This is a genomic window from Caulobacter sp. AP07 (assembly GCF_000281955.1).
Lineage (GTDB): Bacteria > Pseudomonadota > Alphaproteobacteria > Caulobacterales > Caulobacteraceae > Caulobacter.
In genome coordinates, this window is sequence record NZ_AKKF01000131.1 from 13,833 (window position 1) to 40,467 (window position 26,635).

Here is a 26,635-nt window from a genome sequence, read left to right on the forward strand (position 1 = left end):
CGGCGCGGTTTCTTCACGCGAACCGGCGGCCACTTCGCGCGAAGACGCTTACAGCCCATGCCCGTCGGGATGGGCGATGGTTTTTTCCTCCGACAGGAAGCTGTCGAGCAGCAGCAGCGCTACCCCGACGGTGATCCCCGAATCGGCGACGTTGAACACCCACGGGAAGTGCAGGCGGGTGACGTCGATGAAGTCGACCACGTAGCCATAGCGGATGCGGTCGATCAGGTTGTTGCCGAACGCCCCGCCGATGATCAGGCCCAGGCCGCCGGCCATCAGCCAGCGCGTGGTCTTGCGCGCCCAGATCGCCAGGCCGACCACGACGGCGGCCGAGAAGGCCGTCAGCAGCCAGCGGCTGAGCTCCGAGCCCCGGAACAGGCCGAAGCTCATGCCCTGGTTATGGACCATGGTCAGGTGCAGCGGACCCAGCAGCGGCTGGCTGGCGCCGGGGTCGGCGCCCAGGGTCGACAGGATCCAGGCCTTGCTGACCTGGTCCAGCACGAGGGTGGCGATCGCGATGGCGTAGGCGGCCCAGCCGAGGCGGGTGATGGTCTGTTGTTTCACGAGGCCTCTTCAAACCTGGTCGGCGTTCGACCGACCTCAAAAATCCCGTCACTCAAAAATCCCGTCATCCCCCGACTTGTTCGGGGGACCCAAGCGGCGTTGGCCAGCTCGGCTTGGGTCCCCCGCATAAAGCGGAGGATGACGCGCGTTTATCAAGCCCCCGGCTTCAGGCTGTGGTCTGCCGCTCATCCCACCACGCCACCGCTTCGGCGTCGCGCAAGGACAGCTCCGGATAGCGGGGGTCGCTGCCCACCTCCGGCAGAATCCGCCACGAGCGAGCGCACTTGGCGCCTTCATCGGACGCCAATTTCACCAATACGCCGACGAGTTTTTGGTCGGGTAGGGTGCGTGCGCCTTCGGGGAACGCGGCCTTGAAATCAGTGTGTTTCACGGGGGTTATGACGGCAATGCTGGTTATGAACGTCTCGGCGGCCTCGACGCCCGAAAACGCTTCAAACAGCTCCGGGTCGGCGATGAAGATTTCGATGGAGGCCTCGAGAGACGAGCCGATTTTCTTGTCGCGACGCTCTTCCTCAAGAATGCCGTTCACGACGCGACGCACTTCCTGAACCCGATCCCATCGAAGTTGCTCCGCCGGGTTTTCCCAATCCGCCGGGGTCTCCGGGATCACCCGCAGCACGTTCGAACCGGCGTCGGGGAACCGCGTCGTCCACGCCTCTTCCATGGTGAAGCTGGTCAGGGGCGACAGCCACACCGTCAGGCGCTCGAACACGTAGTCCAGCACCGTGCGATAGGCCCGGCGGCGCAGGGCGGTGGGGACGTCGCAATAGAGGCTGTCCTTGCGGATGTCGAAGAACAGGCTGGACAGGTCGCCCTGGCAGAAGTCGATCAGCGGCCGGATCACGTCGCTGAACCGGAAGGCCTCGTAGGCGGCGCGGACCTGGCCGTCCAGCTCCCACAGGCGGTGCAGGATGTACTTCTCCAGCGGCGGGAAGTCGGCGTAGTCCGTCACCCGCTCGGCCTCGTCGAAGCCGGCCAGGGCCCCCAGCAGGTAGCGCGTGGTGTTGCGCAGCTTGCGATAGGCGTCGGTGGTGGTGGCCAGGATGGTCTTGCCGATCCGCTGGTCCTCGGAATAGTCGACCATCGCCGCCCACAGCCGCAGGATCTCGGCCCCGCTCTCCTTGGTGATGGTCTGCGGCTCGACGGTGTTGCCCTTGGACTTGGACATCTTCTCGCCGTTCTCGTCCTGGGTGAACCCGTGGGTGAGAACCGCCTTGTAGGGCGCGTGGCCGCGCGTGCCGCAGCTTTCCAGCAAGCTGGACTGGAACCAGCCGCGGTGCTGGTCGGAACCTTCGAGGTAGAGGTCGGCCGGCGTGCGGCTGTCGTCGCGGCCTTCCAGCGTGAAGGCGTGGGTGCAGCCGCTGTCGAACCAGACGTCGAGGATATCGACGACCTTCTCGTACCGGGCCGGGTCGTGGTTGCCGAGGAAGTCGGCGTCCGGGCGCTCGAACCAGGCGTCGCTGCCGCCTTCGCGGATGATCGCCAGGATGCGGGCGTTGACGTCCGGGTCCATCAGCGGGACGCCGGTCTCCTTGTCGACGAACATCGCCAGCGGCGTGCCCCAGGCGCGCTGGCGGCTGACCAGCCAGTCGGGACGGGTCTCGACCATCGCCCCGATGCGGTTGCGGCCGGCCTCGGGGTGGAAGGCGGTGTCGGCGATGGCCTGGACGGCGGTCTCGCGCAGGGTCTTGCCGCCGAGCTGGTCGACGGCGTGGTCCATGCGGATGAACCACTGCGGGGTGTTGCGGAAGATCACCTGGGCCTTGGAGCGCCAGCTGTGCGGGTAGCTGTGCTCGACCCGGCCGCGGGCCAGCAGGGCGCCGGCCTCGATCAGCTTGTCCATCACCGCGCCGTTGGCCGGCCCGAACTTGCCGGCCTTCTTGCCCTCGGTCTCGATGACCTTCAGGCCCGCGAACAGCGGCACGCTCGGGAAATAGGCGCCGTCGGGATCGACGGTGTCGGGGATCGAGTCGAGGCTGTGGCCGCTCTTCAGCCAGACCAGGTAGTCGTCGGCGCCGTGGCCCGGGGCGGTGTGGACGAAGCCGGTGCCGGCGTCGTCGGTGACGTGCTCGCCGGGCAGCAGCGGCACGTCGTAGCCGTAGCCGCCCACCGGATCAGGCGCGAACTGGGCCAGCGGGTGGGCGCAGACCAGGCCGGTCGGATCGACCGGCTCGGCGCGCCGCCATTTGGCGATCTTCGCGGCCTTGGCCACATCGTCAGCCAGCTTGTCGGCGACGATCAGCCGGTCGCCCGGCGCGGCCCACGGGGCGAACGCCAGGTCGGCCTCCATCTCCTCGACCTCGTACAGGCCGTACTCGACCTTGGGCCCGAACGAGATCGCCCGGTTTGCCGGCAGGGTCCACGGGGTGGTGGTCCAGATCACGACGCTGGCGTCGTTGGGCGGCAGGCGGAAGACGTTGTCGCCGGCCTCGGCGCCTGACAGGGCGTAGCGGTCCTCGTCATAGGCCTTGACCGGGAACTTCACCCACACCGTCGGGCTGGTGTGGTCGTGGTACTCGATCTCGGCGTCGGCCAGGGCCGTGCGTTCGACCGGGCTCCACATCACCGGCTTGGAGCCGCGATAGAGCTGGCCGCTGGTGGCGAACCTGTGGAACTCGGCGACGATGGTGGCCTCGGACGTATAGTCCATGGTGGCGTAGCGGTTCCACCAGTCGCCCAGCACGCCCAGGCGCTGGAACTCGACCTTCTGGGCCTCGATCCAGCCGGCGGCATATTCGCGGCAGCGCTCGCGGAACTCGGCGGCGGGCACCTCGTCCTTGCGACGACCCTTGGCGCGGAACTCCTCCTCGATCTTCCACTCGATCGGCAGGCCGTGGCAGTCCCAGCCGGGCACGTAGTCGACGTCGTAGCCGAGGGCGAAGCGCGAGCGGACCACGAAGTCCTTCAGCGTCTTGTTCAGGGCGTGGCCGATGTGGATCGCGCCGTTGGCGTAGGGCGGGCCGTCGTGCAGCACGAACAGCGGGGCGCCGTCGGCCTGGCGCTTGGCGCGGACCGCGCCGTACAGGCCCTTGTCCGACAGGGCCGCCCAGCCCTCCAGGATCTCGGGCTCCTTCTTGGGCAGGCCGCCGCGCATCGGGAACGAGGTGTCGGGGAGGAAGACGGTTTCGCGGTAGTCGCGAGCGGGCGTGGCGTCGTCGGCCATGGGAGAGCTATCCAGCTTGGAGTGTTCGGAAAGTGCGGGTGGTCGTCCCGGCGCGCGCTGGAGCAGTCGTCCGGCGGCGTCACGCCGGGCGGTTAATTCGCGGGGTTTTCCGAACGAAAGGCATGGGCGGGGGATAGCAGAGGCGGAGGGGAGGGGCAAACGGCGAGGTGCGTTACCTTCTTCCTCACATCATCAAAGGTTGTCATCCCGGCCGCAGCGAAGCGGAGAGCCGGGACCCAGCGGCAACCGCAATGCGCCGGCCCCTGGGTCCCGGACAGCGCTGCGCGCTTCCGGGATGACAACTAGAGGTTTACGCGCGATGGTTGAGTTTCATGCGCACCTACTACGTCTACATCCTCGCCAGCCAGCGCAACGGCACGCTCTATGTCGGTGTGATGGGCGACCTGTCGCGGCGCGTATGGGAGCACAAGGAGGGTCTGACGCCGGGTTTCACCTCGAAGTACGGCGTCATCCGTTTGGTCTGGTACGAGGACTATCCGGACATCAGCGACGCGATCATCCGCGAGAAGCGCATCAAGCGGTGGCGTCGGGCGTGGAAACTGCGGTTGATCGAGGAGACGAACCCGCACTGGCGCGATCTCTATGAGACCTGGAACTGCTAGGTCATCCCCCACCGTTGTCATCCCGGAAAGCGCGCAGCGCTTGTCCGGGACCCAGGGGCGGCCGCACCGCATCTGCCCAGTCCCCTGGGTCCCGGACAGCCTCTGCGAGGCTTCCGGGATGACAACGAATTGTGCGTGGAAGTTGGAAGCCGCGCCCCTACCGCCGCGCCATGGCGTTCATCAGCCACAGCGCCGTGCAGGTGCCGAAGGTCACCGCCGCGAACGAGGCCAGGAACATCGGCAGGCTCTGGGCGAGGGCGACGCCGAGGGTGAGCAGGGCGGCCAGGGTCCAGGCGACCATCAGCAAACGGCCTTCGCGGGACTGGCGCGCCAACCCGGGCGGCGTAAGCCGCTTGACGGCCCGCAGGGACCGCCGCCAAATTCGATGCCCCCTGAAGTCGTGATGCAAGACCCATTCCCCGACGCTGACGGAAAAAGTGTAGGCGCGTCAAATGGTCGCGTCTATGGTGAAAAACCATCGTTACCCGGATTTGTGGGTTCCCGCCCGCCTAGCCCCGCTTTCGAGTCCGGGGCGTGATGGTCACCGTCATCAGCCGGCCCTCGCGGATCAGGACGAAGGCGGCGGGCTTGTCGATGCTGTGGTGGTCCAGGGCCCGCAGCAGGTCGTCCAGGCCGGTCAGGGGCGCGCCGGCCGCGCTGACCAGCAGGTCGCCCTCGCGCACCCCGGCCTTGGCCGCCGGTCCGCCGGCGTCGACCTGGGCCACGAACACCGCATAGCCCTGGGTGACGCCGGTGGCCTTGGCCAGGCCCGGCGGGATCGGGGCCTGCTGGGCGACCAGGCCGATCGAGCCGCGCCGCACATGGCCGTGCTGCAGCAGCTGGGCGATCACGAAGCTGGCGGTGTTGGAGGCCACGGCGAAGCACAGGCCCTGGTAGCCGGCGATCACCGCCGTCGCGATGCCGACCACCTCGCCGTTCGAGGCGACCAGCGGCCCGCCGCTGTTGCCGGGGTTGAGGGCGGCGTCGGTCTGGATCAGGTCCTCGATCAGCCGGCCGCGCTCGCCGCGCAGCGAGCGGCCCAGGGCCGAGACCACGCCGGTGGTCACCGTGGCCTCGAAGCCCAGCGGCGCGCCGATGGCGATCACCAGCTGGCCGCGCCGCAGGGCCTTGGAATCGCCCAGCCGCGCCACCGGCAGGTCGGTCTTCTGGTCGAGGCGCAGCAGGGCCAGGTCGGTGTCGGGGTCGTCGCCGACGCAGCGGGCCGTCAGGCTGCGGCCCTCGGCGGTGATCACCACGAAGCGCGCCGCCCCCTGCACCACGTGGCTGTTGGTCAGGATCAGCCCGCCGGGCGCGATGGCGAAGCCCGAGCCGACGCCCTGGATGCGGGGATCGTCCAGCATCGGATGGATGCGCACCACGCTGGGGCCCACCGCCTCGACCGCGCGGACCACGGCGTTGGAATAGGCGTCGAGCAGGGTGTCGTCGGACGCCGCGCCGCCGGCCCGCGGCGGCTCGCCGGGGTCGAGGACGAAGGTCGCCCCGTCGGCGTCGATGTCGGGATAGGCCAGGATCTCGCGCAGACGCGTGGATCGGGGCCGCCGGGCCTGGGCGAACCGTTCGTACTTGCGTGCTTTCAACGTCCCGGCCCCCGCCTGCGTATGGCGAAGGTTAACGGGAAGAACGCGGGTTGGCGAGTCGATGAGCGGCCGGGGGCGACCGGGCCTTCAGGCGTCGTCGCGGGCGTCCAGGACGGCCTGCATGTGGTTGCGGAACGCGGGCTCGTCGCGGGTGATCTGGGTGAACGCCTCGGCCAGTTCAGCCCGGGCCATCTCGAGATTGTAGACGCCTTCCGCGTGGCGCAGGAGCACACAATCCAGATAGCGATCCAGAAGGAGGTGGTCTGCCTTGGTCAGGTTGGTCGCCATGCCCTGAGAATAAACCCTGGCGGGGCCCCGCGCCATGCGCTTGATCGAGCGGGGGCAGGTCCTCCCCCTTTGGGGGAGGTGTCGGCGAAGCCGACGGTGGGGGGAGCGATCGGCCGATGGCCAGACCTGCGACGGTCGACCCTAAAACGCCCCCCACCGATCGCTGCGCGATCGCCTCCCCCATAGGGGGAGGACCTCCGGCCGTCCCCCTAGAACCCCGGCGCCACGATCGCCCGGGCGGCCACCTCGTCGCGCAGCACCTGCTCGACCAGCAGTTCGATGCTGTCGAACTTCAGCTCCGGCCGCAGGAAGGTGATCAGCTGGGTCTCGATGATCTGGCCGTAGAGGTCCTCGTCGAAGTCGAACAGCCAGGTCTCCAGCCGGGTCTCGACCACGCCGGTGGTCGGGTTGTTGCCGAGGTTGGCGACGCCGGGCACGAGGCGGCCGTCGGGCAGGCGGGTGCGGGTGGCGTAGACGCCGAGTTTCGGCACCACATAGTCCTCGACCTCGACATTGGCGGTGGGAAAGCCCAGCTGGCGGCCCAGCTGCTGGCCCCGGCGCACCACGCCCTCGATGGCGAAGGGACGGCCCAGAATGCGGGCGGCCTGCTCGGGATGGCCGTCGCGCAGGGCGCAGCGCACCGCGGTCGACGAGAACTTCTCGCCGTCGCGGCTGGCCACCGGCTCGGCCACCGAGACCGAGAAGCCGTCCTGCTGGCCATAGGTCTTCATCAGGTCGGCGCTGCCCGTGCGGCCGCGTCCGAACGAGATGTCGAAGCCGACCGCCACGTGTTTCACGCCCAGGCCCTCTCCCGGACCGCCGACCAGCACCCTCTCCACGAACTCGCGATCGCCGAAGCTGGCCATCTCGAAGTCGAACGGCAGCAGGTAGAGGATGTCGACGCCCAGGGCCTCGAGCGCGCGGGCCTGCTGGTCGTGGGTCATCAGCTTGAAGGCCGGCTCGCTGGGCCGGAACAGCCGCCGCGGGTGCGGGTCGAAAGTGACCACCCCCAGCGGGACCTTGGCCGTCAGGGCGGCTTTGGCGGCCTGGGCGATCACCTGCTGGTGGCCGCGATGCACGCCGTCGAAATTGCCCAGGGCCACGGCCGCGCCCCGCTGCTCTTCGGGCAGGTCCTTCCAGCCGTGGACGATCTTCAGGCGCATGCGAGCTCTCTCTAGACGTTCTTGCGCGGGACCATGACCACGGCCTCGCCGTCGACCACGGGCTTGCCATTGACCAGGCAGACGGTGGCGAAGGTGACGCGGGCCTTGGCCTCGTCGATCTCGGTGACCGTGGCGCGGGCGGTGACCGCGTCGCCGATCCTGACCGGGCGCTTGAACTTCAGGGTCTGGGACAGGTAGATCGCGCCGGGGCCGGGCAGGGTGGTTCCCAGCACCGCCGAGATGTAGCCGGCCGACAACATGCCGTGGGCGATGCGTTCGCCGAAGCTGGTGGTCGCGGCGTAGTCGGCGTCCAGGTGGACGGGGTTGTTGTCGCCGGTCACGGCGGCGAAGGCGACGATGTCGACCTCGCCGACGGTGCGGACCAGCTCGGCCGACTGGCCGACGCTCAGATCCTCAAGAAATAGTCCCCGCATCCCACGCCCTTTTCTTATTGTGCGTTGCAACCAATCTAGCGATCAGCGGCGGCTTCACCAGACCAGATCGCCCATGGCGTGGGTCGCGCCGACGCTTTCGGCGGCCAGCAGGCCCTCGACCTTGGCCGGATCGAGCTTGCCGTCGGGGCCCAGCGCCGCCTCGCCGTGGATGCCCTTGGCGATGAACAGGCAGGCCAGGCCCTGGTCCTGGGCGCCCTTGACGTCGGTGATCACCCCGTCGCCGATGCACAGCACCCGCGAGCGGTCGACCGCTCCGCCCTTCAGGGCTTCGGCCTCGGCCAGGGCCAGGTCGTAGATCGGGCCGTAGGGCTTGCCGGCCATCAGCACCTGCCCGCCCAGGCCTTCATAGAGGTCGGCCAGCGCGCCGCCGCAATAGATCAGCCGGTCGCCGCGCTGCACCACCCGGTCGGGATTGGCGCAGATCAGGGCCAGGCCACGCTCGGCCGCCGTGGTCAGGCGCTCGCGATAGTCCTCGGGACCCTCGGCCTCGTCGTTGAAGAGGCCCGAGACCGAGATGAAGGCCGCGTCCTCGGGCCCCGAAAAGGCCAGGCCGAGGCCTTCGTAGAGCACGGCGTCGCGATCGGGGCCGACGGTCCAGACCGGGCCCGGCGCGCGCTGGGCCAGCAGGGTCCGGGTGGCGTCGCCCGAGGTGACGAAGGCGCTCCACGCCGCGCGCGGCACGCCCAGGGCGTCCAACTGGGCCACCACGTCGGCCGACGGACGCGGCGAGTTGGAGATCAGGATCACCGGGCCATGATGGGCCCGCCACTCGACCAGGGCCTGGCAGGCCTCCGGGAAACTGGCGACGCCGTTGTGGATCACGCCCCACACGTCGCACAGCAGCACGTCGTAGCGGTCGGCGAGGGCGGATAGTCCAGCGGGCAGGTCGGTCATGGAGACGGGCGGTACCGGGCGGAGACGGGTGCGTCAACGGTAGCGCATGTAGGGCCGCCAAGGCGCGGAGGCCAGCGGGGGAATGCTGCGAGCGCGATAAGGTTCGCTGCAGGGACGGGGACACACACTCACCCCACGGTCGTCGCCAAGATGGCGAGGCGCGGTCGGGTGAGTGTGTGTCCCCAGCTTTGCGCGCCGCGTCCGGCGGCTCTGACAGGATCGTGCATCAGACGTGCAGGATCGGTTTAACGCCGGACGCCCGGCGCGTGGCAAGTCTTGGCCGTCCGGCCGCTCCCCAGGCCGTTCCCCCAAATCCGAGGACTATCCGATGGCCATCGCCAAGGGCTACGCGGCTCAAGCCGCGTCCGAGAAACTGACCCCCTTCACCTTCGAGCGGCGCGAACCCAACGCCGACGACGTCGTCATCGCCATCAAGCACTGCGGCGTCTGCCATTCCGACATCCACATGGTCGACAACGGCTGGGGCCAGAGCCTCTATCCGATCGTGCCGGGCCACGAGATCACCGGCGTCGTCACCGCCGTGGGCTCCGGGGTCACGCGCTTCAAGGAAGGCGACCGGGTCGGCGTCGGCTGCTTCGTCGACAGCTGCACCACCTGCGCCCAGCGCGACCTGGACCTGGAGCAGTACCAGCCCGGCCTGGTCCTGACCTATAGCGGCCTGCAGCCGGGCAGCGACACCCCGACCTATGGCGGCTATTCCGACCACATGGTGGTCAAGGAAGGCTACGTCCTGTCGATCCCCGACAACCTGCCGCTGGACGCCGCCGCCCCGCTGCTGTGCGCCGGCATCACCCTCTATTCGCCGCTGCGCCACTGGCAGGCCGGGCCCGGCAAGAAGGTGGCGATCCTGGGCATGGGCGGGCTGGGCCACATGGGCGTCAAGCTGGGCCACGCCATGGGGGCCGAGGTCACCGTGCTGAGCCAGTCGCTGTCCAAGCAGGAGGACGGGCTGAAGCTGGGGGCCGACCACTATTACGCCACCAGCGACGCGGCGACCTTCGAGACCCTGGCGGGGACCTTCGACCTGCTGATCTGCACGGTCTCGGCCGTGCTGGACTGGAGCGCCTATCTGAACCTGCTGAAGGTGGACGGCGCAATGGTGCTGGTCGGGGCGCCCGCGGAGCCGGCGCCCGTCAACGCCTTCGCCCTGATCCCGGCCCGCCGCACCCTGGCCGGCTCGATGATCGGCTCGATCAAGGAGACCCAGGAGATGCTCGACTTCTGCGGCCAGCACGGCATCGTCGCCGAGATCGAGACCATCGCCATCGACCAGATCAACGACGCCTATGCCCGCATGCTCAAGAGCGACGTGCGCTACCGCTTCGTGATCGACATGGCGACGCTGTAGGGGGCGACGCTGTAGGGCCGCAGAACACGGCTGGGGACACGCACATGGGCGTGTCCCCGTTCCGTCCCGCGGCGGCGTTACTTCTTGCGGGGATCGTCCATCGGATTGACGTAGACGATATCCAGGGGCCCCTGGGCGTGGATCTGCAGGACCGCGCCGTCCTGGCTCCAGGCGTAGTGGTTCATGCCCGCCGGCGCCTCGGCGAAGCCGCCGGCGGCCAGGGCGGCGGCCTTGGTCATGTCCAGCTTGTCGCCCATGCCCAGATGGAGGTCGCCGGAGAGCACCGTCACATATTCCGTGGTCGGATGATGATGGGCCGGGACCTGGTAGCCGGCCGGCACGGTTATCCGCACCGTCGTCAGACCCGCCTTGGCCGGGTCGCCCGACAGCACCGCGATCGTCGCGCCCTTCGGGAACATGGCCGGGGCGGGGCCCCATTTCAGGTCTTGCGAATTTACCTGGGCCTGGGCGGCGGAGGCGAACGCGAGGCCGATGCAGAACGCTACCGTTGTCTTCAACATGGCGGTTCTCCGGATTTGCGGAGGCGGTAGCCTATCACCCAGGGCCCCGACCCCCTACAACCTCGGCGGTCGGGCGCCGGGGGCGATCGCCGCGTCGGCGCGCCTGGATTCCGTCATTCCGCGACGCGCGGTCCGCAGATCAGGTCGATGGTGGCGGCGATCGTCGCCTCCAGCTGCTCGCGGGTCTCGCCGGCCCGGGCGCGCACCGACAGGGCGTTGATCATCACCCCGGCCACCCGGGCCAGGGCGGCATGATCCGCGCCGGGCGCCAGCTCGCCGGCCGCGTGGGCGCGGGCGAACAGCCGCTCGAAGCCCCGATCCAGTTCGTGCAGGCCGTTGGCGACCGTCTCGCGCACCACCGGATCGACGACCGCCTGGCCCAGGCCGGCGCTGACCAGGAAGCAGCCGCGCCCGCCGACGTCGCCCGAAAGATAGAAGCCCAGCGCCGCGTGATAGACCCGCTCCAGCGCCTCGCGCAGCGTGCCGCCGGCGCGGAAGGCCTGGATCATCGCCGCCCGCGACTCGTCCATGTAGCGATCCAGGGCGATGCGGAAGAGGGTCTGCTTGTCGCCGAACGCGCCGTACAGGCTGGGGCGGTTCATGCCGGTGGCCGCGCTCAGGTCGTCCAGCGACGCCCCGGCATAGCCCTGGTCCCAGAAGGTCGCGGTCGCCTGGCGCACCGCGACGTCCGGATCGTAGCGGCGGGGCCTGCCCCTGCGCCGGGCTTCCGGAGGGGCCTCGCCTTCAGGCGGGAGACGCGGTTCAGCCGGATTTGATTTTTGTACCATTTCGAATAAAAACCTTGCGTCCGCTATTTTTATGCGAAATGGTATGAAAATGCAAACGGAGGCTCCGATGGATCTTTACTTCTCCCCACTGGCCTGTTCGATGGCCACCCGCATCGCCCTCTACGAAGCCGGGGCCGACGCCAATTTCCACAAGGTCAACACCAAGGCCTCGCCCAAGCGGGTGGAGGATGGGACCGAATTCCTGACCATCAACCCGATGGGCCAGGTGCCGGTGCTGCGCACCGACGACGGCGAGCTGATCACCGAGAACCCGGTGATCCTGCAGTATGTCGCCGACCGCTTCCCGGCCGCGGGCCTGATCGCCCCCGACGGGATCGAGCGCCGCCGCGTGCAGAGCTGGCTGAGCTTCATCGGTTCGGAGCTGCACACCGGGGCGTTCATCGCGCTTTTGAACGCCAAGGCGCCCGAGGGCGCCAAGGCCTTCGCCCGCGAGGCGGCCGCCGAGCGCTTCGCCCACCTCGACGCCCATCTGACCGGGCGCGAGTTCCTGCAGGGCCGGTTCAGCGTCGCCGACGCCTATCTGCTGGTGATGCTGACCTGGGCCGGAGCCGTGAAGCTGGACCTGGCGGCCTACCCAGCCCTGGCCGCCTATCACGATCGCCTGAAAGCCCGTCCCTCCGTCGCCCGGGCCTTGGGCGAGGAGTTCACGCTCTACAAGGCCGCCGCCTAGTTCGCGTACGGGGACACCCACCCACCCCACGGTCAGAGCCGGGTTGGCGAGACGTGGCCGTGAGTGGGTGTTCCCTCCCACCCCTCAATCCTCTCCCCAGGAGCTAAGTCATGCGTAGTCTCATCATCGCCGTCGCGGCCCTCGCCGCGACGGGCGGCCCCGCCATGGCCGAAACCAAGCCGCAGAGCGGCTGGCTGACCCTCAGCGCGCCGACCACCCGCGACCATGTGGTGTTCGACGGCGCGGTCTGGCGCTGCAAGGCCGACGTCTGCCGTTCGCCGCAGGTCAAGTCGCTGCCGCCACTGCGCAGCTGCAAGCGCCTGGCGCGCGAGCTGGGTCCGGTCACGGCCTTCAGCTATCGGGGCGTGGCGCTGGAGGCCGCCGACCTGGCGGCCTGCAACCCCGCCCAGATCGCCAAGACCCCGGCCGAAAACGAGCTGGCGGCGGCGCGCTGAGGCCGGAGATCGGGCCGGGGACACACACTCACCCCACGGTCTCCACCCGGATAGCGAGGCGTAGGGGGTGAGTGTGTGTCCCCTTCGCGTCCGGGGCCTCTAGACCTCGACCCGCCAGCAGAACAGCTCGCCGTCCTCCTCGTCCGTCCGCTCGCCGGACCGCGTGAAGCCGTTGGCTTCCAGCACCCGCTGCGAGGGAGCGTTGTGGATCGAGGTCTCGGCGGTGACCACGCTCACCCGGTAGTCGGCCCGCGCCCAGTCCAGCAGGTCGGCCACCGCCCGTCGGGCGATTCCGCGCCGGCGGCGGGACTCGGCGACGCCGTAGCCGATCATCACCGTGTCGCCGACATAGGGAATCCTGACCAGCGAGCACAGGCCGACCACCTCGCCGTCCTCGACGATCATCCAGGCGTTGGGGGCGAATTCCTCGCCGACTGTCGCCGACAGGTCGCGCAGCATCTCCAGCATCTCCGGCGTCTCGACCCCGCCCTCGGCGACGGTCAGGCCCTCGGGCGCGCCCCCGGCGATCAGGGCGGCGAAATGGGCGTCGGTGGTCTCGATCAGCATGGGGTGTTTGGTAGGGGCTGTGGTGCGACGCTTCAATATCAACCGTCATCCCGGACCCCTCTGTCCGCCGCAAGTGCGGGGGTGTGGCGCGCCAGCGCGCCAAGGCGCCTCACCGTCGGCTGAACGAGGGGGCCCGGGCACAAGGCCCGGGATGACGGTTGAGAGGTTTAGGGCGTAGCCGCCCTACCGCCCGGCCCGGCGCCGCAGCGCGCCGCGCATGAAGTCCTGGGGCGGATCGGCCTCGGCCAGGATGGCGTCGCGGATGGCGCGGGGTTCGCCGAACAGGTGGCCCTGGGCGTAGCCGATGTCGAGTTCGAGGATGTCGACCACCTGGCGCTCGGTCTCGACCTTCTCGCCGATCACCTCGATGCCGTAGCGGCGGGTCAGGCCGGCGAAGTCGGCGGCGTTGAGGTCGGGCAGCGAGGCGATGACCAGCTTGCCGTCCTGCTCTTCCAGCTGGTCCAGCAGCAGCTGGGCGCCGATCTTCAGGAACTTGACGTCGGCGCGGGCCAGGTCCTGGAAGTCGAGGTCCAGGTCGTGGACCTTGTCCAGGCTGAAGCGGAAGCCGAGGCTGGCGAGACGCGCCATGTGCCGGGCCTCGACCGGGCCGCGGTCGTTGAAGGCGGCCTGGCCCAGTTCGAAGATCAGGGCCCCCGACAGGTCCTTGTTGACCTGCAGGAACTCCAGGAACTGGGCGAAGAACACCTCGTCGGCCAGGCTGGCCAGCGAGATGTTGCAGAAGATCCCGACCTTGCGGTCCTGCTTGGCCAGGCGGCGGACGATCTGCACGCAGCGGAACAGCAGCAGGTTGTCGATCGCGGCGGTCAGCCCCTCGGGCTCGGCCACGGCCAGGTACTCGGCCGGCATCATGATGCGGCCCGTGTCGTCGCGCAGGCGCGAGAAGCTTTCGTAGAAGACGGTGCGGCGCTGCGGCAGGCTGACGACCGGCTGCAGGTAGAGGTCGACGCGGTTCTCGGCCAGGGCGTCCTGCACGACGTCGATCAGGGCGGCGGACTGGGGCGAGCGGCCGCGGGTTTCGGTGCGGGCGGCGGCGACCTGGTAGGTCAGCTGGTGTTCGAGGCGGTCGCTCATCCGGCCGACCAGGTCTTCCAGCTGGTGGACCTCGCTGGTCAGTTCGGCCGAGCGGCGCTGGGCGTCGTCGGCGACGGTCTCCAGCAGGCCGGTGATGCGGGCGTCGACCTTCTCGACCTGCTCCAGCAGGATGCCGTGGGCCTCGCGGATGGTCTCGATGTCGACGCGCAGGGCCGCGCCCTGCAACGCGTTGGCGATCACGGCGTGCACGGCGAAGCACAGGCCCATGGCCCCGATGAAGGCGGCCAGGCCGACGGCGGGCGCCGCTCCCATGCGCCACAGCGCCAGGGAGGTCACCAAGGCCAGACAGAGATAGGCGCCGGTCAGCAGCGCCAGCATCAGCCTTCGCATAGGGTTTCCCACGAATCGTCCAGCCTGATTATGTGAGTCGCGGAGGCCGCGAGTCGAACAGATTAACGCCCGTGAGCCATTACGCCGCGCCTTAACCACAAATCAGTTCTTCGTGAACGCGCGACGGCGTCTTTCGGGTCGCCCGGAGGCCCAGGCGCGCGTCCAGGGGGGGGCGGGGGCCTTACCTGCCGGTGTAGGGCAACGAGGAGTGGTGCAGGACGATGCGGACCACGCCGGCCTCGTCCTTCTTGAAGGTCCAGGTCTTGTCGACCGTGGTCACCTTGCCGGCCTTGTCGCGCATCATGACCGTGCCCATGGTGTTGGCGACGTCGCCGTTGATCTGGATGCCGATGTTCCGGATCTCCACCGAGCGCCAGTGCTTGAGCGCGAAGCCGCGGTCGCGGGGGTAGTTCCGATCATGGCCGACGAAATAGGCCAGGGCGCCTTCCTTGGTGGTGCGGAAGGTCTGCGGGTCGCGGGTCAGGGTCGGTTTGAAGAGGACCGGCCCCAGATTGTAGCCATAGGCCTGGTCGAGCACCGCGCTGGCGGTCGCCCGGGCCTTCTTGATGCCGCCGGTCTCGTAGTCGCGCGAGATGGCCACCAGGGCGTCGCCCCAGGCCTTTTGGGCGGCGAGCACCTCCGGTTCGGTGATCCCGGCGTAGGGCGGGTCGGCGGCGAACGCCGCCGTTCCCGTGACGGCGGTCAGGGCGAAGGCCGAGGCGACCAGGGCGCGGCGGGCGGACGCCAGGAGCCGAGGGCCGCCTGAACCTCGCGGAAGCCACCGGCGGGGCGTGCTCGCGAAGTCGGCCCGCCATTCGCCCTGGCCAGGATGGCTATCGGCGACGTGTGCGTCGCCGGCGCCGGCGTTCTTCATCGTGATGCTGCAGACGCGCACTGAACACCTCCTTGCCATTGGAAGCTCGGCCGCTGAGAGCTTTCAGCTCCCACACATCTCAAAGGTTGAGTCAAATGCTTTGAACTATTTTTGGATGTGTCTGCGGGCTTCGGCGCGTGACGAAAGCCCCTCGGCGCCTTCCGGAGCGCTGGCGCCCGGCGCCCGACCCCGCTTCACGGGCGTGCGTTGACCGAAACCGACACTCAGCCTGGACCGCGATCCAAGATCCGAGTGCGGGTTGGATGCCGACAACCGTCTAGTCGTAGGTGATGGTCACCGGCGCGTTGGCGGTGAAGGTGTCGTTCTTGGCGCCCTTGGGCACGACCAGGCTCGCGCCGATGCGGACGGTGTCGGTGCCCTGGGCGTTGAGTTGGCCAAGCCGGCTGGCGGTGATGTTGCCGCTGTTGGCCGACCACAGGGTGAAGGCGGTGACCGTCAGCCCGCCGGGCGTGGCGGTCGCCGAGACCGGCGGCGTCACCCGGTAGATCCGGCCCGGCTCGCCGGTGATGACGCGGATGGCCGGGGTCTCGCCGCCGTTGGGCAGCAGTTGGACATTGGCCGAGGTTCGCGTCGTCGGCGGGGCGGAGCTCAACACGACATTGGCGGTCGCCGGGCCGCTGCCATTGTATTGCAGCCTGCCGAACGACATCTGGGCGGTGGTCGAGACGCTCATGGTGCGGATGATCGACGCCGTCCCGGCGACGGTGCGCTGGGCGGCGTAGGCGAAGGTGGCCATCAGCGCCGCCGCGCCGATCGCGCCGCAGATCCGCCATGCCGCCTGGCCGGGAAGGGGGGCGCGCATCTAGTTCACCACCACGGAATAGGTCCAGGCCGTGGAACCGGTCACGGCGCTGGAATTGAACGTCGCGTCGAAGGCCAGCTTGAAGCTGGCGGTGAAGCTGTTGTTGGTGCTGACGATCGAAAACACCAGGGGCGCGGCCGGGCTGGGCGCGGCCGGCGAGAAGGTGACGCCGGCCTGGGTCGACAGGTTGGAGACGTTGAAGGTCGGAATGGTGGTCGAACGGCCCGAGGTAGTGGTCCCGTTGGTGACCGTCACCGTGTAGGTCTTCTTGCAGTTGCCGGACGACTGGGCGCAGGTGATCGTCACGGTCGGCACGGTGGCGTTGGTGGCGGTCAGCCGGATCGCCGTGCCGCTGACCCGGGTGACGACGCCGGTCGCCGCATCCACATGGAAGCGCGACACCGAAGAATCCGCCACGACCTTGCCAATGTCGAGCGCCGGGATCGCCGAGATCGAAAGGTTTTCCGCATGCGATGCGCCGGCGCCTAAGACAAATGCCAGTCCAAGGCCCAGAATAATTTTGCGTAATGTCCCGACCATAAGAAATTGTTGCGGACAAAGAGGGCGGCCTTCAATCCCCCATACTGGGTATATCGCCCGTTTGGGGCGAGGATATCTTCCGCTGGGCTTTCTTGTCGCGGTGGAGGCGATGACGGCCGTCGAGCGCGGTCGCCCGCATGGGCCGATGTCTGTGCGGCGGAGATGCGTCATGGCGCGCCCAGCTCCAGGTTGATCGTCGCCTTGCCCGCGAACCCGCCCGTCGCGGGGACGGTCAGGCCGACCGGCGCGGTCATGGCCAGTTTCAGGCGTCGGGCCTGTTCGGGGTTCAGCCGGACGGCGTAGGCGCCGGGCCTCAGGGCTTCCAGAATCAGGGTCCCGTCATATTCGCTCCGCCCTTCGGCGACGACCTGGCCAGCCGCGTCGACCAGCTGGATCTGGACCGCCGAGAGCCCGCGCGGGGCCTGGCCGGGGCGTCGGAAGAGCACGTGCAGCTCGACCTCGCCGGTCACGGTCAGCGGGAAGCGCGCGACCGCCACTCGGCCGGGGCGCGGTGTCAGCCGCAGGGTCCGCGGCGGCATGGCCAGATAGGGGTCGTCGATGGTGTCGGCGTCGATCTGGACCTGGGCCCAGGCGCCGTCGCCCAGGCCGCTGGCCACCGCCTCGCCCGAGGCGTCGGTGACCACCGGGCGGCGGCCGCCCAGGACCGAGACCCCGGGCAGCGCCCGCTCGCCCGCCTGGCGCCGGCCGTCGCCGTTGGTGTCGACGAACGACTGGACCGCCACGGCCCCGCCCGACGCGGCCCCGGGGCCCAGGGCCCGGTACGCTCCGCGCAGCGGGTCGAAGGTCAGGCCCAGATTGATCTGCAGGCCGACCCGGAAATCGTCGATCCCCGAGGTGTAGCTGGCGGCCAGGGACAGATCCATTGGCCGCAGCCGCCAGGTCTGGGCGGCTTGGACGGTGGTTTGACCGCCTTCGAACGCGTGGCCCAGGCTCAGGTGCAGAGCGCTGCGCTCGGCGATCTGGCGGTCGGCCGAGACCACGGCGGCCTTCAGTTGGGCGGTCGGCGCCAGTTCGTAGGCCAGGCCGCCGCGCATCTGCCAGGCCCCGCCCGTCAGGACCGAAGCGTCGAGCATGCCGGTGAACATCTCGTTCCTGGCCGCCGCGCCGCCGGACACCCGCTGATAGTCCCAGGCCGAGGAGATCAGGTAGCGGCCCAGCACCTGGCTCAGGCGTGCATTGGCCTGGATCCGCTGCTCGCCGTCGACGAACTGGTCGCGGCCCAGCCGCAGGGACAGCGGCAGGTCCGCCTTGCCCAGCCGCGCCACGACATCGGCATAGAGGCTGGTGTTGCGGCGCAGGGCGACCGCGGCGCCCAGGGCCGCCGGCTGCACCTCGTCGACGAACCCGCCGGCATACTCGCTGTGGCGGACGACCAGCGAGGCGTCGCCCACCCGTCCGGCCAGGCCGACCGCCGCCGCGCCGCCGCCGGAGTCGTCGCCCGCGGTGTCGAGCTGCAGGGCGTAGCCGCCGAGGGACGTGGCCACGCCCAGGGTCGCGACCCGCCGCGTGTCGTCCGGGCGCGGCGTGTATTGCGAGACGCCGGCCGTGAGGGTCGTGGAGGCGCTGATCCCATGCGAAAGGCTGCCCGCGATCCGCCACCGCCCCTGGCCGGCGACCGTCGCCGGCGCGACCGCGCCATCGACGTCGAACAGCGGCGCGCCTTCCTGGACGGTGCCGAAGCTGTAGACGGTCTGGCCCTTGGCCAGCTGGCCGCCGCCGACATTGACCCGCCGCACCTCTTCGCGCCGCTCGCCATGCGGGCCGTAGAACACCAGGCGGATGACGTTCTGGCCGTAGGCCAGGCTGACCTGGAGGAATTCGTAGCGGCCCTGGACCGGCTGCGACTGGGCGGCGCGCAGCACCTCGTTGACATAGAGCTCGACCTGGTAGCCCAGCGGCAGTTCGCCGCGCAGATCGACCCGGTCGAAGACGTTGAGCTGTTCGAGGGGCGCGGAGGTGATCGCCACGCCTCGCCCGCCGACGCTGCGCGCCCCCAGCGTCAGGGCGGGCGAGAAGGTGTCGCCGGCGCTGGCGAGGGTGGCGCCGAACGGCCCGGCGATCCTGCCGTCGGGGTCCTTGCGGGTCGCCAGCACGCGCAGGGTGTTGAGCCGCCAGTCGCTGTCGGACCCGGCGAAGACCTGCAGCCCGGTCCAGGCCAGGTCGCCGGCCGCCCGGACCTCGTAGACGCCGGTGCGTCGCGGTTGATGGTTGCCGGCCCCGGCGGAAAGGTTGATGTCGATCGAGGGGGCGGTGAACGCCGCGTAGGGGGTGACGAGGGTGGTGACCGCCTCCTGGCCCGCGCCTCCGGCCGGTCCGATGCGGCGACGCTCGCGCGCCAGGCGGTCCTGGAACGGCAGCGAGATCCGCGGCGTCAGGGTCAGGGTCAGGTCGGCCAGGTCCGCCTTGGCGTCGAGCGGCAGGATCCGTTGCAGCAGGTCGAGGCGGACATAGATCTCGTCGCCGTAGAAGACGGCTTCGGTCGGCGACAGGCTGAAGTCCTGGTCAGCCGCCCGGGCCTGGCGGCTGTCGAGGTCGAGGCGGAAGCGGTTGTCCTCCGAAGCCACCCAACCCTCGGCGCGGCGCCGGGACGGGTCGACCACGATCGCCAGGTCCAGCAGCCGCGACAGCTCGCCCAGCGGCACGAACACCCCGGCGCGCGAGGAGTAAGCTCCCAGGCCGTCGCTGAGCGTCTCGCTCGCGGCATGGACCTCGAACAGCAGCAGGTCGTCGGGGGAGAACAGCGGCGGCCGATCGACGATCGGTCCCTGGGGGGCGGCGGCGTCTTGGGGACCGGCGGCCACCGGCGTCGATACGCCATCGGGCCCGGCCGGCGGCGCCATGGTCGCGGCCCGGGCGCCGCCGGCCGCCAGCAGCGCCGTCGCCAGGATCAGCGGGGCGCGGCGGTTCATGGGACCGTGAAATCAGCCGTGGCCAGGGGCGCCCCCGCGCGGGTGTCATCGTCGCGGAAGACGATGTTGAGGGTCTCGCCGCTGGTCGGAATCCGGGTCAGGGGCAGGGCCAGGGTGCGGCGGTCGATCTCGCCATAGACGGCGACCCCCTTGGCTCCGCCGACGATCTCGCCCGGCTTGCCGGCCTTGACGGCGCGGATCTCGACATCGCCGAACAGCGAACTGGCCCCCTGGCGGACCAGGTCGATCGTCAGCAAGCCCGTCCGCTTCGGCGCGGCGGCATCCGCAGCGGCGGGCGGATCCTTGACCGCGAACCGGACGGTGTCGATCCCCGCCTGGACGTCGGCGGGGCCCTGGCGGACGATGACCGGAATGCTGACGCTGAACAGCGCGACGATACGGACGGCCAGCTCGCCCGCCCCGGGGGCCACGGCCTCCTCGGCGGTGAGGCCGGCGGTCTCGGGCGGCACGTCGGTCACGGTCAGGTGGGTGCGGTATTCGCCGACCGCCAGATCGGCGGGGCGCAGCACGCGGATGCGCACCGTTTGGCTTTCTCCCGGGCGAAGGGTCACCCGCCGAGGCGCGAAGGTCAGCAGCGCGGTCGCCGATTTCAGCCGGGCGTTGGCCGCGACCCCTTCCGGCGCGCTCGCCGATTCCGCGACCGTGCGGATCTGCCCGTCGGGGGTCATGACCCGGTCGACGAGACCCAGGCTGTAGGTCGCCGCCTGGGAGCCGCGGTTGAAGATGTAGACCGTGGCGCTGCGCCCCGTTTCGTCGAAGGTCACGCGCTTGGGCGAAATGCTGAGTTCGGCGCCGACCTGCGCCTCGGCGAGCGACGGCGCGCCAACGGTGGTTGCGACGATCATCGAGATCGCGGCGAGACCCAACAGTCTTCGCGAAAACATAGCTCCCCCACAGCAAGTCGTTCTGGTCTTTAATCCAAGCGTTTACGAAATCATGGGGGTGCGCAACGGCGCGAATTGTCCCACCCCCGCCGCTCGGAGCAAACGGAAACTCGCGGTTTTCCTGAAAACCGCGAGTTCCAATGTGGCTGCGTCCGAGGGTTAGTTGTAGTTCGAGCTGACCGTGAAGTTGCCGGTATAGGTGCCCGTGGCGGTGGACGTCGCCACCGGGAAGGAACCGCCGACCTTGACGACCAGCGAACCCGAACCGCCCAGCGAGCCGCTCAGCAATTGGGCGCTGGCCGAACCGACCATGTCGTTGCTGGTGGTCACCAGCAGGCTGTCGGCGCCGTTGACGATGCTGAAGGAGGCCGGCACGCCGACCGAGATCGACTGGCCGCCTTCGCCGGCCACGGTGAACTGGGCGGCCGACGAACTGGTCGAGCCCAGGGCCACGGCGTCGCCGCCGCCAGTGATCGAACGGGCGCCGGCGGTGCTGACGACCACCGAATTGCTGCCGGCCGACGGCCGGACGATGGTGCCGAAGGCCAGGTTGGCGTTGTTGGTCACCGAAAGGCCCCGGATGATGGTGGCCGTGCCCGAGCCCGAGGCCGACGCGGTGCTCTGAGCGAAGGCCGGAACGGCCAGGGCCGTCAGGGTGAGCGCCGCAGCGACGCCGACAAGCATCTTCATGTGTGTCTCCGTATCCTGATCCTGCAAATGTGGAAATTTCCCGCCCACTCCCGTCGCATCAGCGGCGAGTGGTTCATGATTTACCCATATTAACTCTTTGTTAAATACCCAATACAGGGTATTTTGGGGTCATTATTGAATAAAATTTGAAATTTCGGCCGAATGCCGTCGGCAAATACTACATTCTAGCTATCGCTCGATTAAGCATGATTCCCAAAACTCTCCTGACAGGCGATGTTTCCCTGAAGCGGAAAGTCTGACGCGGCCATATCCACCGACCACCCTTTCCAGACCTTCCGAATGTCTTCCGTCGGCGCCTGGGACGTTGGCGGGCCTTCAATGGCCGCGAAGAACCTGTGTCGGTTTGGAGGGGCGCAGGCCCGCGGCTGACGAGCAGGAGGGCGGCGCCCCATTCCGGGCATGACAGCATGGCTTCAGACTGATAATCGTTCGCAAGTTTTTCCGGTGCGACCATGTCAGACGCTCTCAGCCTTGCCCCCGACATCTCGGACATCCCCGCCGCGGCGGGGGCGGAGCGCCCGCTGAGCGTGGCCCGCAAGGGCCAGCGCGGCGTGATCCTGCGGGTCGGCGGCCAGACGGGCCGGTCCGAGGCCATCGACCCCGACGAACTGGAGCGGCGCCTGCTCGAGATGGGCTTCGTCGAGGGCGCGGCGTTCGAGGTGCTGCACGAGGGCCTGTTCTTCCGCGACCCGATCGCCCTGCGCGTCGACGACATGCGCGTGGCGTTGCGTCGCCGCGAAGCCGGGGCCGTCACCGTTCAGTTCGAAGAGATCTAAGTCCGTGACCGACACCGTGATGTCCGCCCCCCCGAGGCCCGCGCCCGCGCGGCCCGTGCGCCTGGCGCTGGTCGGCAATCCCAATTCGGGCAAGACCGCCCTGTTCAACGCCCTGACCGGCAGCCGCCAGAAGGTCGCCAACTACGCCGGCGTCACCGTCGAGCGGAAGGAAGGCGTGCTGACCATGGCCAGCGGCCGGGGCGCGCACATCCTTGACCTGCCCGGCACCTATTCCCTGCGGGCCCGCAGCCCCGACGAGATGGTGACCCGCGACGCGGTGCTGGGCCGGCTGGCCGGCGAGGTCGCGCCCGACGTGGTGATCTGCGTGGCCGACGCCACCAACCTGCGGCTGGTGCTGCGCCTGGTGCTGGAGCTCAAGCAGGTCGGCCGGCCGTTCGTCCTGGCCCTCAACATGTACGACATCGCCCAGCGCCAGGGGCTTCGTATCGACCTGGCGCGGCTGTCGGCCGAGATCGACGCGCCGATCGTCACCACGGTCGCCACCCGCAAGCGCGGGCTGGAGGAACTGGTCGCCAAGGCCGACGCCCTGTCGCTCAGCCACGCCGGCCAGCACGAGAACGTCTGGCGCGAGCCGACCGCCAACGAGATCCGCGCCGCCCACCGCGAGGCCCAGCGCATCGTCAAGGAATGCGTCCGCCCGCCCGAGCGGCCCGACACCGTGACCGGCAAGGTCGATGCGGTGCTGCTGCACCCGGTCGGCGGCCTGCTGATCCTGGTGGCCCTGATGTTCGTGATGTTCCAGGCGGTGTTCACCTGGGCGGCGCCGGTAATGGACCTCATCGACGGCGGGTTCGCCGCCCTGGGCAACCTGGTGGCCACCCACCTGCCGCACGGGCTGCTGGGCAGCTTCATCGCCGACGGCCTGATCGCCGGGGTCGGCAGCGTGCTGGTGTTCCTGCCGCAGATCCTGATCCTGTTCTTCTTCATCCTGCTGCTGGAAGACAGCGGCTACATGACCCGCGCGGCCTTCCTGCTGGACAAGCTGATGGGGGTGGCGGGCCTGCACGGCCGGGCGTTCATCCCGCTGCTGTCCAGCTTCGCCTGCGCCATCCCCGGGATCATGTCGACGCGGGTGATCGACAACAAGCAGGACCGCCTGACCACCATCCTGATCGCGCCGCTGATGACCTGCTCGGCGCGTATCCCGGTCTATACGCTGATCATCGGGGCCTTCGTGCCGCGCACCACGGTGTGGGGCGGGCTGTCGCTGCAAGGGCTGGTGATGTTCGGCCTGTTCGCCGCCGGCATCGTCAGCGCGCTGGTGGTGTCGACCGTCATCCGGCGCATCTTCTGGCGGGGCACGGTCGAGCCGTTCATGATGGAACTGCCGACCTATCGCTGGCCCGAGCCGCGCAACGTGCTGATGAACCTGTGGACCCGGGCCCGCATCTTCCTCAACCGGGCCGGACGGATCATCCTGCCGCTGATGGTGCTGGTCTGGGTGCTGTCGACCTTCCCCTATCCGCCCGAGGGCGCGACCGGGCCGGCCATCGACTACAGCTTCGCCGGCCGGCTGGGGCATCTGATCGCGCCCGTCATGCAACCCATCGGCTTCAACTGGCAGATGACGGTGGCCCTGATCCCCGGCTTCGCGGCGCGCGAGGTGGCGGTGGCCGCCCTGGGCACCGTCTATGCCGTGGGCGACACCGACGTCTCGACCGCCACCCTCGGTTCGGTGCTGTCGCACCAGTGGTCACTGGCCAGCGCCCTGTCGTTCCTGGCCTGGTACATCTTCGCCCCGCAATGCGCGGCGACCCTGGGCGTGGTCAAGCGCGAGACCAACAGCTGGACCTGGCCGACCGTGATGTTCCTCTACATGGCGGGCCTGGCCTACCTGGCCTCGTTCATCACCTACCACGTCGCCGTGTCGATGGGGGCGGGGTAGGAGCGAACGACCTGATGGCATCGGGCCGGGGCTCTAGATATTTGTTTTAACGCGTTTTCTTCACGCGAACCGGTATCCGCTTCGCTCGAAAACGCTCTAGCTCGCCGGCAGGCCGATCAGCCGCGCGAAGGCCACGTAGGCGGGCCAGGTCGGGGCCTGGAACATGGTCAGGTGGATGGCGGTGGTCACCGCCAGGGTCAGCCACCAGGGCGTCAGCCAGCGACCCCGGACGCCGTCCCACAGGATCAGGCCCACCAGCACCGCCTCGATCGTCCAATAGCTCGGCGGCAGGGCGCCGGCCAGGCCGTTCAGCGACGGGATGTTCATGCCATAGGCCCGGCCCAAGGCCGGCGGCAGGGCCACGAACACGGTCGAAGCCATGAAGCGCGAATGCAGGAACATCGTCCGCCGCTTCAGGATGGCCAGGACGTACACCGTGGCGAACAGGGCCAGCGACCAGACGTCGATCCAGGCCAGGGTCAAGCGCAGCGGGACGTCGAAATGCGACTTGGGCCCCAGCATGTCCATGACCACCACGAAGGCGCTGATCACCAGGGCGGGCGCGATGACCAGCGAACCGCGCCCGATCCAGCGGTGCCAGCGGTTATGGCCGTGACCGATCAGCCAGCTCTGGACCACCAGCATGAGCATCCAGGTGGTGGCCAGCGCGCCATGGACGATTCGCATCGGGTCCAGCGGCCCCATGGCTCCGGCGAAGCTGGGAAAGAAGCCGAACAGCGTGACGGCGAACGCCAACACGAACGCCAGATACAGATGCCGCATGAACCCGCCCCCGAGATGGATTCTTGCGTAACACGGTTCCCCGGTTTGGCAACCGGGCGCCGGAAGGAGCCTACCGCGTCGGGATCGGAACCTCGCCGCGGTAGTCGTAGAAGCCGCGGCCGGCCTTCTTGCCCAGCCAGCCGGCCTCGACATATTTCACCAGCAGCGGGCAGGGGCGGTACTTGCTGTCGGCCAGGCCCTCGTGCAGCACGTTCATGATCGACAGCACGGTGTCCAGGCCGATGAAGTCGCCCAACTCCAGCGGGCCCATCGGATGGTTGGCACCCAGCTTCATCGCCGTGTCGATGGCGTCGACCGTGCCCACGCCCTCGTACAGGGTGTAGATCGCCTCGTTGATCATCGGCACCAGCACGCGGTTGACGATGAAGGCGGGGAAGTCCTCGGCGTTGCTGGTGATCTTGCCCAGCGACTTGGCGAAGGCCACGGCGCGTTCGTAGGTCGGCACGTCGGTGGCGATGCCGCGGATGATCTCGACCAGCTTCATCAGCGGGACCGGGTTCATGAAGTGCAGGCCGATGAACCGCTCGGGGCGGTCGGTGGCGCTGGCCAGACGGGTGATCGAGATCGACGAGGTGTTCGACGCCAGCAGGGTGTCGGGACCCAGGTGCGGCTGCAGGCCCCGGAAGATCGCCTTTTTGGTCTCTTCGTTCTCGGTGGCCGCCTCGATGGCCAGGTCGGTCGCGCCGATCTGGGCCAGGTCTTCGGCGGCGGTGATGCGGGCCATGGCGGCGGCCATCGCCGCCTCGTCGATGATGCCGCGATGCACCTGCCGGGCCATGTTTTTTTCGATCAGGACCAGGCCGGCGTCGATGCGCTCGCGCGAAATGTCATGCAGGCGTACGTCATAGCCGCCCAGGGCGACCACATGGGCGATCCCCGACCCCATCTGGCCGGCGCCGATCACGCCGACCGTCTTGATATCCGTCATTCAGGCTAGCCTTGTTCGAGGCGGGGCAAGGCGTCGCGCGCCATGCCCGAGTTCATGCCCGCTTTTCTAGCACGAGCAACCCCACCGTCGCCAAGGCTTTGCTGCGACGCAGCGGAAACGGGACTTCGCTTAGCGCCAAATGGCCTGGCGCGGCTGGTTCCGGCGATCTCAGCCCCAAGGGTCCACCTTCCGCGACGCCGCGTTCAGAGCTCCCTCGCATTGCCTTGCCGCTCGCGAGGAAGCTGTGATCCTGTCCACATAGGCCATCTTCTCGGGGATCGAAAATGCACAATATTTATTGATTTCATGCGGCCATTCGTGCCGTATTACTGCACCAAGATCAGTGCTCGCCTTGTAGATGGCGTCCCGAAGGTCGGTGGGCTTGATTATTCGGGCAAGGTCTTTTGATCTTGCGGCGAATCTAGAGGTTTCGGCATCGATTGCGACGGCTGCCCCTTCCAGGGCGGGAAAGTCTTTTTGACTGGGGCAATTCTTCTGGTAGAGGCCGTTAATGACCTGCCTGTTGGCAAGGCCAAGGTTGCGTAACGCATCGAAGCAGGGGGTCTCGTGCTGGCGAAAGACGAGCCGCTCGGCAAGGTCTCCGGCGGGTCTCGGCGAGTTCGCCAGGTTCATGAACGCCTCCGACAACGCGGCGTAGGCCGCCAGTTCTCGGGGGCCGCGATCTTGAGCGCGCGCTTCCGTATCCGTGAGCGTGGCCGTGAGCGCAGCCCCGGCGATGAAAAATCGGCGTCTATTCATCAATCTTCAGGTGCAGCTTCGACAACTCAACTGAATCTAAAGTTGCACTGACGGTCAAGCCTGTTTCGTCGGTCTG

At 68.7% G+C, this 26,635-nt stretch carries 27 protein-coding genes and 1 pseudogene; 7 read left to right on the forward strand and 21 right to left on the reverse strand.

Annotated elements, in window-relative coordinates; translation table 11 throughout:
- Window positions 1-48: 48 nt before the first annotated feature.
- Together lspA and ileS are read right to left on the reverse strand one after the other, a co-directional pair.
- Entirely contained in the window at window positions 49-564 is a 516-nt protein-coding gene (gene lspA, locus PMI01_RS08900) for a signal peptidase II (RefSeq protein WP_007666997.1), read from the reverse strand.
- Between the two features lie 166 nt (window positions 565-730).
- Complete coding sequence (gene ileS, locus PMI01_RS08905) at window positions 731-3,748, reverse strand: isoleucine--tRNA ligase (RefSeq protein ID WP_007666999.1); 3,018 nt, start codon at window positions 3,746-3,748, stop codon at window positions 731-733.
- 167 nt (window positions 3,749-3,915) lie between these two features.
- Here ileS and PMI01_RS27805 point away from each other — a divergent pair.
- Both PMI01_RS27805 and PMI01_RS08910 read left to right on the forward strand, forming a co-directional pair.
- A pseudogene (locus PMI01_RS27805) lies at window positions 3,916-4,023 on the forward strand (hypothetical protein); the annotation flags it as partial.
- 57 nt (window positions 4,024-4,080) lie between these two features.
- Entirely contained in the window at window positions 4,081-4,371 is a 291-nt protein-coding gene (locus PMI01_RS08910; protein ID WP_007667001.1) for a GIY-YIG nuclease family protein, read from the forward strand.
- Between the two features lie 157 nt (window positions 4,372-4,528).
- Here PMI01_RS08910 and PMI01_RS27810 read toward each other — a convergent pair whose 3' ends face one another.
- The 6 genes from PMI01_RS27810 to PMI01_RS08940 all read right to left on the reverse strand — a co-directional run bounded on the left by PMI01_RS27810 (window position 4,529) and on the right by PMI01_RS08940 (window position 8,769).
- Entirely contained in the window at window positions 4,529-4,672 is a 144-nt protein-coding gene (locus PMI01_RS27810; protein WP_007667003.1) for a hypothetical protein, read from the reverse strand.
- A 208-nt stretch (window positions 4,673-4,880) separates the two neighbouring features.
- Complete coding sequence (locus PMI01_RS08920; protein WP_007667005.1) at window positions 4,881-5,969, reverse strand: S1C family serine protease; 1,089 nt, start codon at window positions 5,967-5,969, stop codon at window positions 4,881-4,883.
- An 87-nt stretch (window positions 5,970-6,056) separates the two neighbouring features.
- Complete coding sequence (locus PMI01_RS08925) at window positions 6,057-6,257, reverse strand: hypothetical protein (RefSeq protein WP_007667006.1); 201 nt, start codon at window positions 6,255-6,257, stop codon at window positions 6,057-6,059.
- A gap of 209 nt (window positions 6,258-6,466) precedes the next feature.
- Window positions 6,467-7,420 carry a bifunctional riboflavin kinase/FAD synthetase gene (locus PMI01_RS08930; protein WP_007667007.1) on the reverse strand — a complete coding sequence of 318 codons (954 nt, stop codon included), beginning with the start codon at window positions 7,418-7,420 and terminating at the stop codon, window positions 6,467-6,469.
- An 11-nt stretch (window positions 7,421-7,431) separates the two neighbouring features.
- Window positions 7,432-7,854: a MaoC family dehydratase gene (locus tag PMI01_RS08935; protein WP_007667008.1), complete on the reverse strand. Its 423-nt coding sequence runs from the start codon at window positions 7,852-7,854 to the stop codon at window positions 7,432-7,434.
- A 54-nt stretch (window positions 7,855-7,908) separates the two neighbouring features.
- A complete protein-coding gene (locus PMI01_RS08940) occupies window positions 7,909-8,769 on the reverse strand; it encodes a TIGR01459 family HAD-type hydrolase (RefSeq protein ID WP_007667009.1) in 861 nt (286 codons plus the stop codon).
- Between the two features lie 328 nt (window positions 8,770-9,097).
- On the opposite strand from PMI01_RS08940, the gene PMI01_RS08945 reads away from it, so the two are divergent.
- Entirely contained in the window at window positions 9,098-10,138 is a 1,041-nt protein-coding gene (locus PMI01_RS08945; RefSeq protein ID WP_007667010.1) for an NAD(P)-dependent alcohol dehydrogenase, read from the forward strand.
- A 77-nt stretch (window positions 10,139-10,215) separates the two neighbouring features.
- Here the strand turns inward: PMI01_RS08945 and PMI01_RS08950 are convergent, their stop codons facing one another.
- Together PMI01_RS08950 and PMI01_RS08955 are read right to left on the reverse strand one after the other, a co-directional pair.
- The gene (locus tag PMI01_RS08950) at window positions 10,216-10,659 is read right to left on the reverse strand and encodes a cupin domain-containing protein (RefSeq protein ID WP_007667013.1); all 444 of its coding nucleotides are present in this window, start codon (window positions 10,657-10,659) and stop codon (window positions 10,216-10,218) included.
- 113 nt (window positions 10,660-10,772) lie between these two features.
- Window positions 10,773-11,339, reverse strand: coding sequence for a TetR/AcrR family transcriptional regulator (locus tag PMI01_RS08955; protein ID WP_007667016.1), 567 nt, complete (start codon window positions 11,337-11,339; stop codon window positions 10,773-10,775).
- Between the two features lie 175 nt (window positions 11,340-11,514).
- Between PMI01_RS08955 and PMI01_RS08960 the strand changes: the two genes are divergently transcribed.
- Window positions 11,515-12,138, forward strand: coding sequence for a glutathione S-transferase C-terminal domain-containing protein (locus PMI01_RS08960; RefSeq protein WP_007667019.1), 624 nt, complete (start codon window positions 11,515-11,517; stop codon window positions 12,136-12,138).
- Between the two features lie 110 nt (window positions 12,139-12,248).
- A complete protein-coding gene (locus PMI01_RS08965; protein ID WP_007667021.1) occupies window positions 12,249-12,593 on the forward strand; it encodes a CC_3452 family protein in 345 nt (114 codons plus the stop codon).
- A gap of 99 nt (window positions 12,594-12,692) precedes the next feature.
- On the opposite strand, the gene PMI01_RS08970 is transcribed toward PMI01_RS08965, so the two are convergent.
- The 8 genes from PMI01_RS08970 to PMI01_RS09005 form a co-directional block, all read right to left on the reverse strand.
- Window positions 12,693-13,160 carry a GNAT family N-acetyltransferase gene (locus PMI01_RS08970; RefSeq protein ID WP_007667024.1) on the reverse strand — a complete coding sequence of 156 codons (468 nt, stop codon included), beginning with the start codon at window positions 13,158-13,160 and terminating at the stop codon, window positions 12,693-12,695.
- A gap of 183 nt (window positions 13,161-13,343) precedes the next feature.
- Entirely contained in the window at window positions 13,344-14,603 is a 1,260-nt protein-coding gene (locus PMI01_RS08975; RefSeq protein ID WP_007667027.1) for a flagella assembly cyclic-di-GMP phosphodiesterase TipF, read from the reverse strand.
- A gap of 181 nt (window positions 14,604-14,784) precedes the next feature.
- Complete coding sequence (locus PMI01_RS08980; RefSeq protein ID WP_007667030.1) at window positions 14,785-15,498, reverse strand: hypothetical protein; 714 nt, start codon at window positions 15,496-15,498, stop codon at window positions 14,785-14,787.
- Between the two features lie 256 nt (window positions 15,499-15,754).
- Complete coding sequence (locus PMI01_RS08985) at window positions 15,755-16,300, reverse strand: DUF4402 domain-containing protein (protein WP_007667033.1); 546 nt, start codon at window positions 16,298-16,300, stop codon at window positions 15,755-15,757.
- The gene (locus PMI01_RS08990; protein WP_238537028.1) at window positions 16,301-16,702 is read right to left on the reverse strand and encodes a hypothetical protein; all 402 of its coding nucleotides are present in this window, start codon (window positions 16,700-16,702) and stop codon (window positions 16,301-16,303) included.
- A gap of 305 nt (window positions 16,703-17,007) precedes the next feature.
- Window positions 17,008-19,770 (reverse strand): hypothetical protein, encoded by a 2,763-nt coding sequence (locus tag PMI01_RS08995; protein ID WP_007667039.1) that lies wholly within the window; start codon window positions 19,768-19,770, stop codon window positions 17,008-17,010.
- A complete protein-coding gene (locus PMI01_RS09000; RefSeq protein ID WP_238537029.1) occupies window positions 19,767-20,636 on the reverse strand; it encodes a hypothetical protein in 870 nt (289 codons plus the stop codon). The genes PMI01_RS08995 and PMI01_RS09000 overlap by 4 nt, the downstream gene beginning before the upstream one ends.
- A gap of 198 nt (window positions 20,637-20,834) precedes the next feature.
- Complete coding sequence (locus PMI01_RS09005) at window positions 20,835-21,365, reverse strand: DUF4402 domain-containing protein (RefSeq protein ID WP_007667045.1); 531 nt, start codon at window positions 21,363-21,365, stop codon at window positions 20,835-20,837.
- A gap of 473 nt (window positions 21,366-21,838) precedes the next feature.
- On the opposite strand from PMI01_RS09005, the gene PMI01_RS09010 reads away from it, so the two are divergent.
- Both PMI01_RS09010 and feoB read left to right on the forward strand, forming a co-directional pair.
- Entirely contained in the window at window positions 21,839-22,162 is a 324-nt protein-coding gene (locus PMI01_RS09010; protein WP_007667048.1) for a FeoA family protein, read from the forward strand.
- A gap of 19 nt (window positions 22,163-22,181) precedes the next feature.
- Entirely contained in the window at window positions 22,182-24,068 is a 1,887-nt protein-coding gene (gene feoB / locus PMI01_RS09015) for a ferrous iron transport protein B (RefSeq protein ID WP_007667051.1), read from the forward strand.
- A gap of 96 nt (window positions 24,069-24,164) precedes the next feature.
- Here feoB and PMI01_RS09020 read toward each other — a convergent pair whose 3' ends face one another.
- From PMI01_RS09020 to PMI01_RS27040, 3 genes are all read right to left on the reverse strand, one after another.
- Window positions 24,165-24,851: a hypothetical protein gene (locus PMI01_RS09020; protein WP_007667053.1), complete on the reverse strand. Its 687-nt coding sequence runs from the start codon at window positions 24,849-24,851 to the stop codon at window positions 24,165-24,167.
- Window positions 24,852-24,921: 70 nt separating this feature from the next.
- Window positions 24,922-25,800 carry a 3-hydroxybutyryl-CoA dehydrogenase gene (locus PMI01_RS09025; protein WP_007667057.1) on the reverse strand — a complete coding sequence of 293 codons (879 nt, stop codon included), beginning with the start codon at window positions 25,798-25,800 and terminating at the stop codon, window positions 24,922-24,924.
- Window positions 25,801-25,968: 168 nt separating this feature from the next.
- Window positions 25,969-26,433, reverse strand: a complete 465-nt coding sequence (locus tag PMI01_RS27040) for a hypothetical protein (RefSeq protein WP_157223719.1) — start codon at window positions 26,431-26,433, stop codon at window positions 25,969-25,971.
- Between the last annotated feature and the right edge of the window lie 202 nt (window positions 26,434-26,635).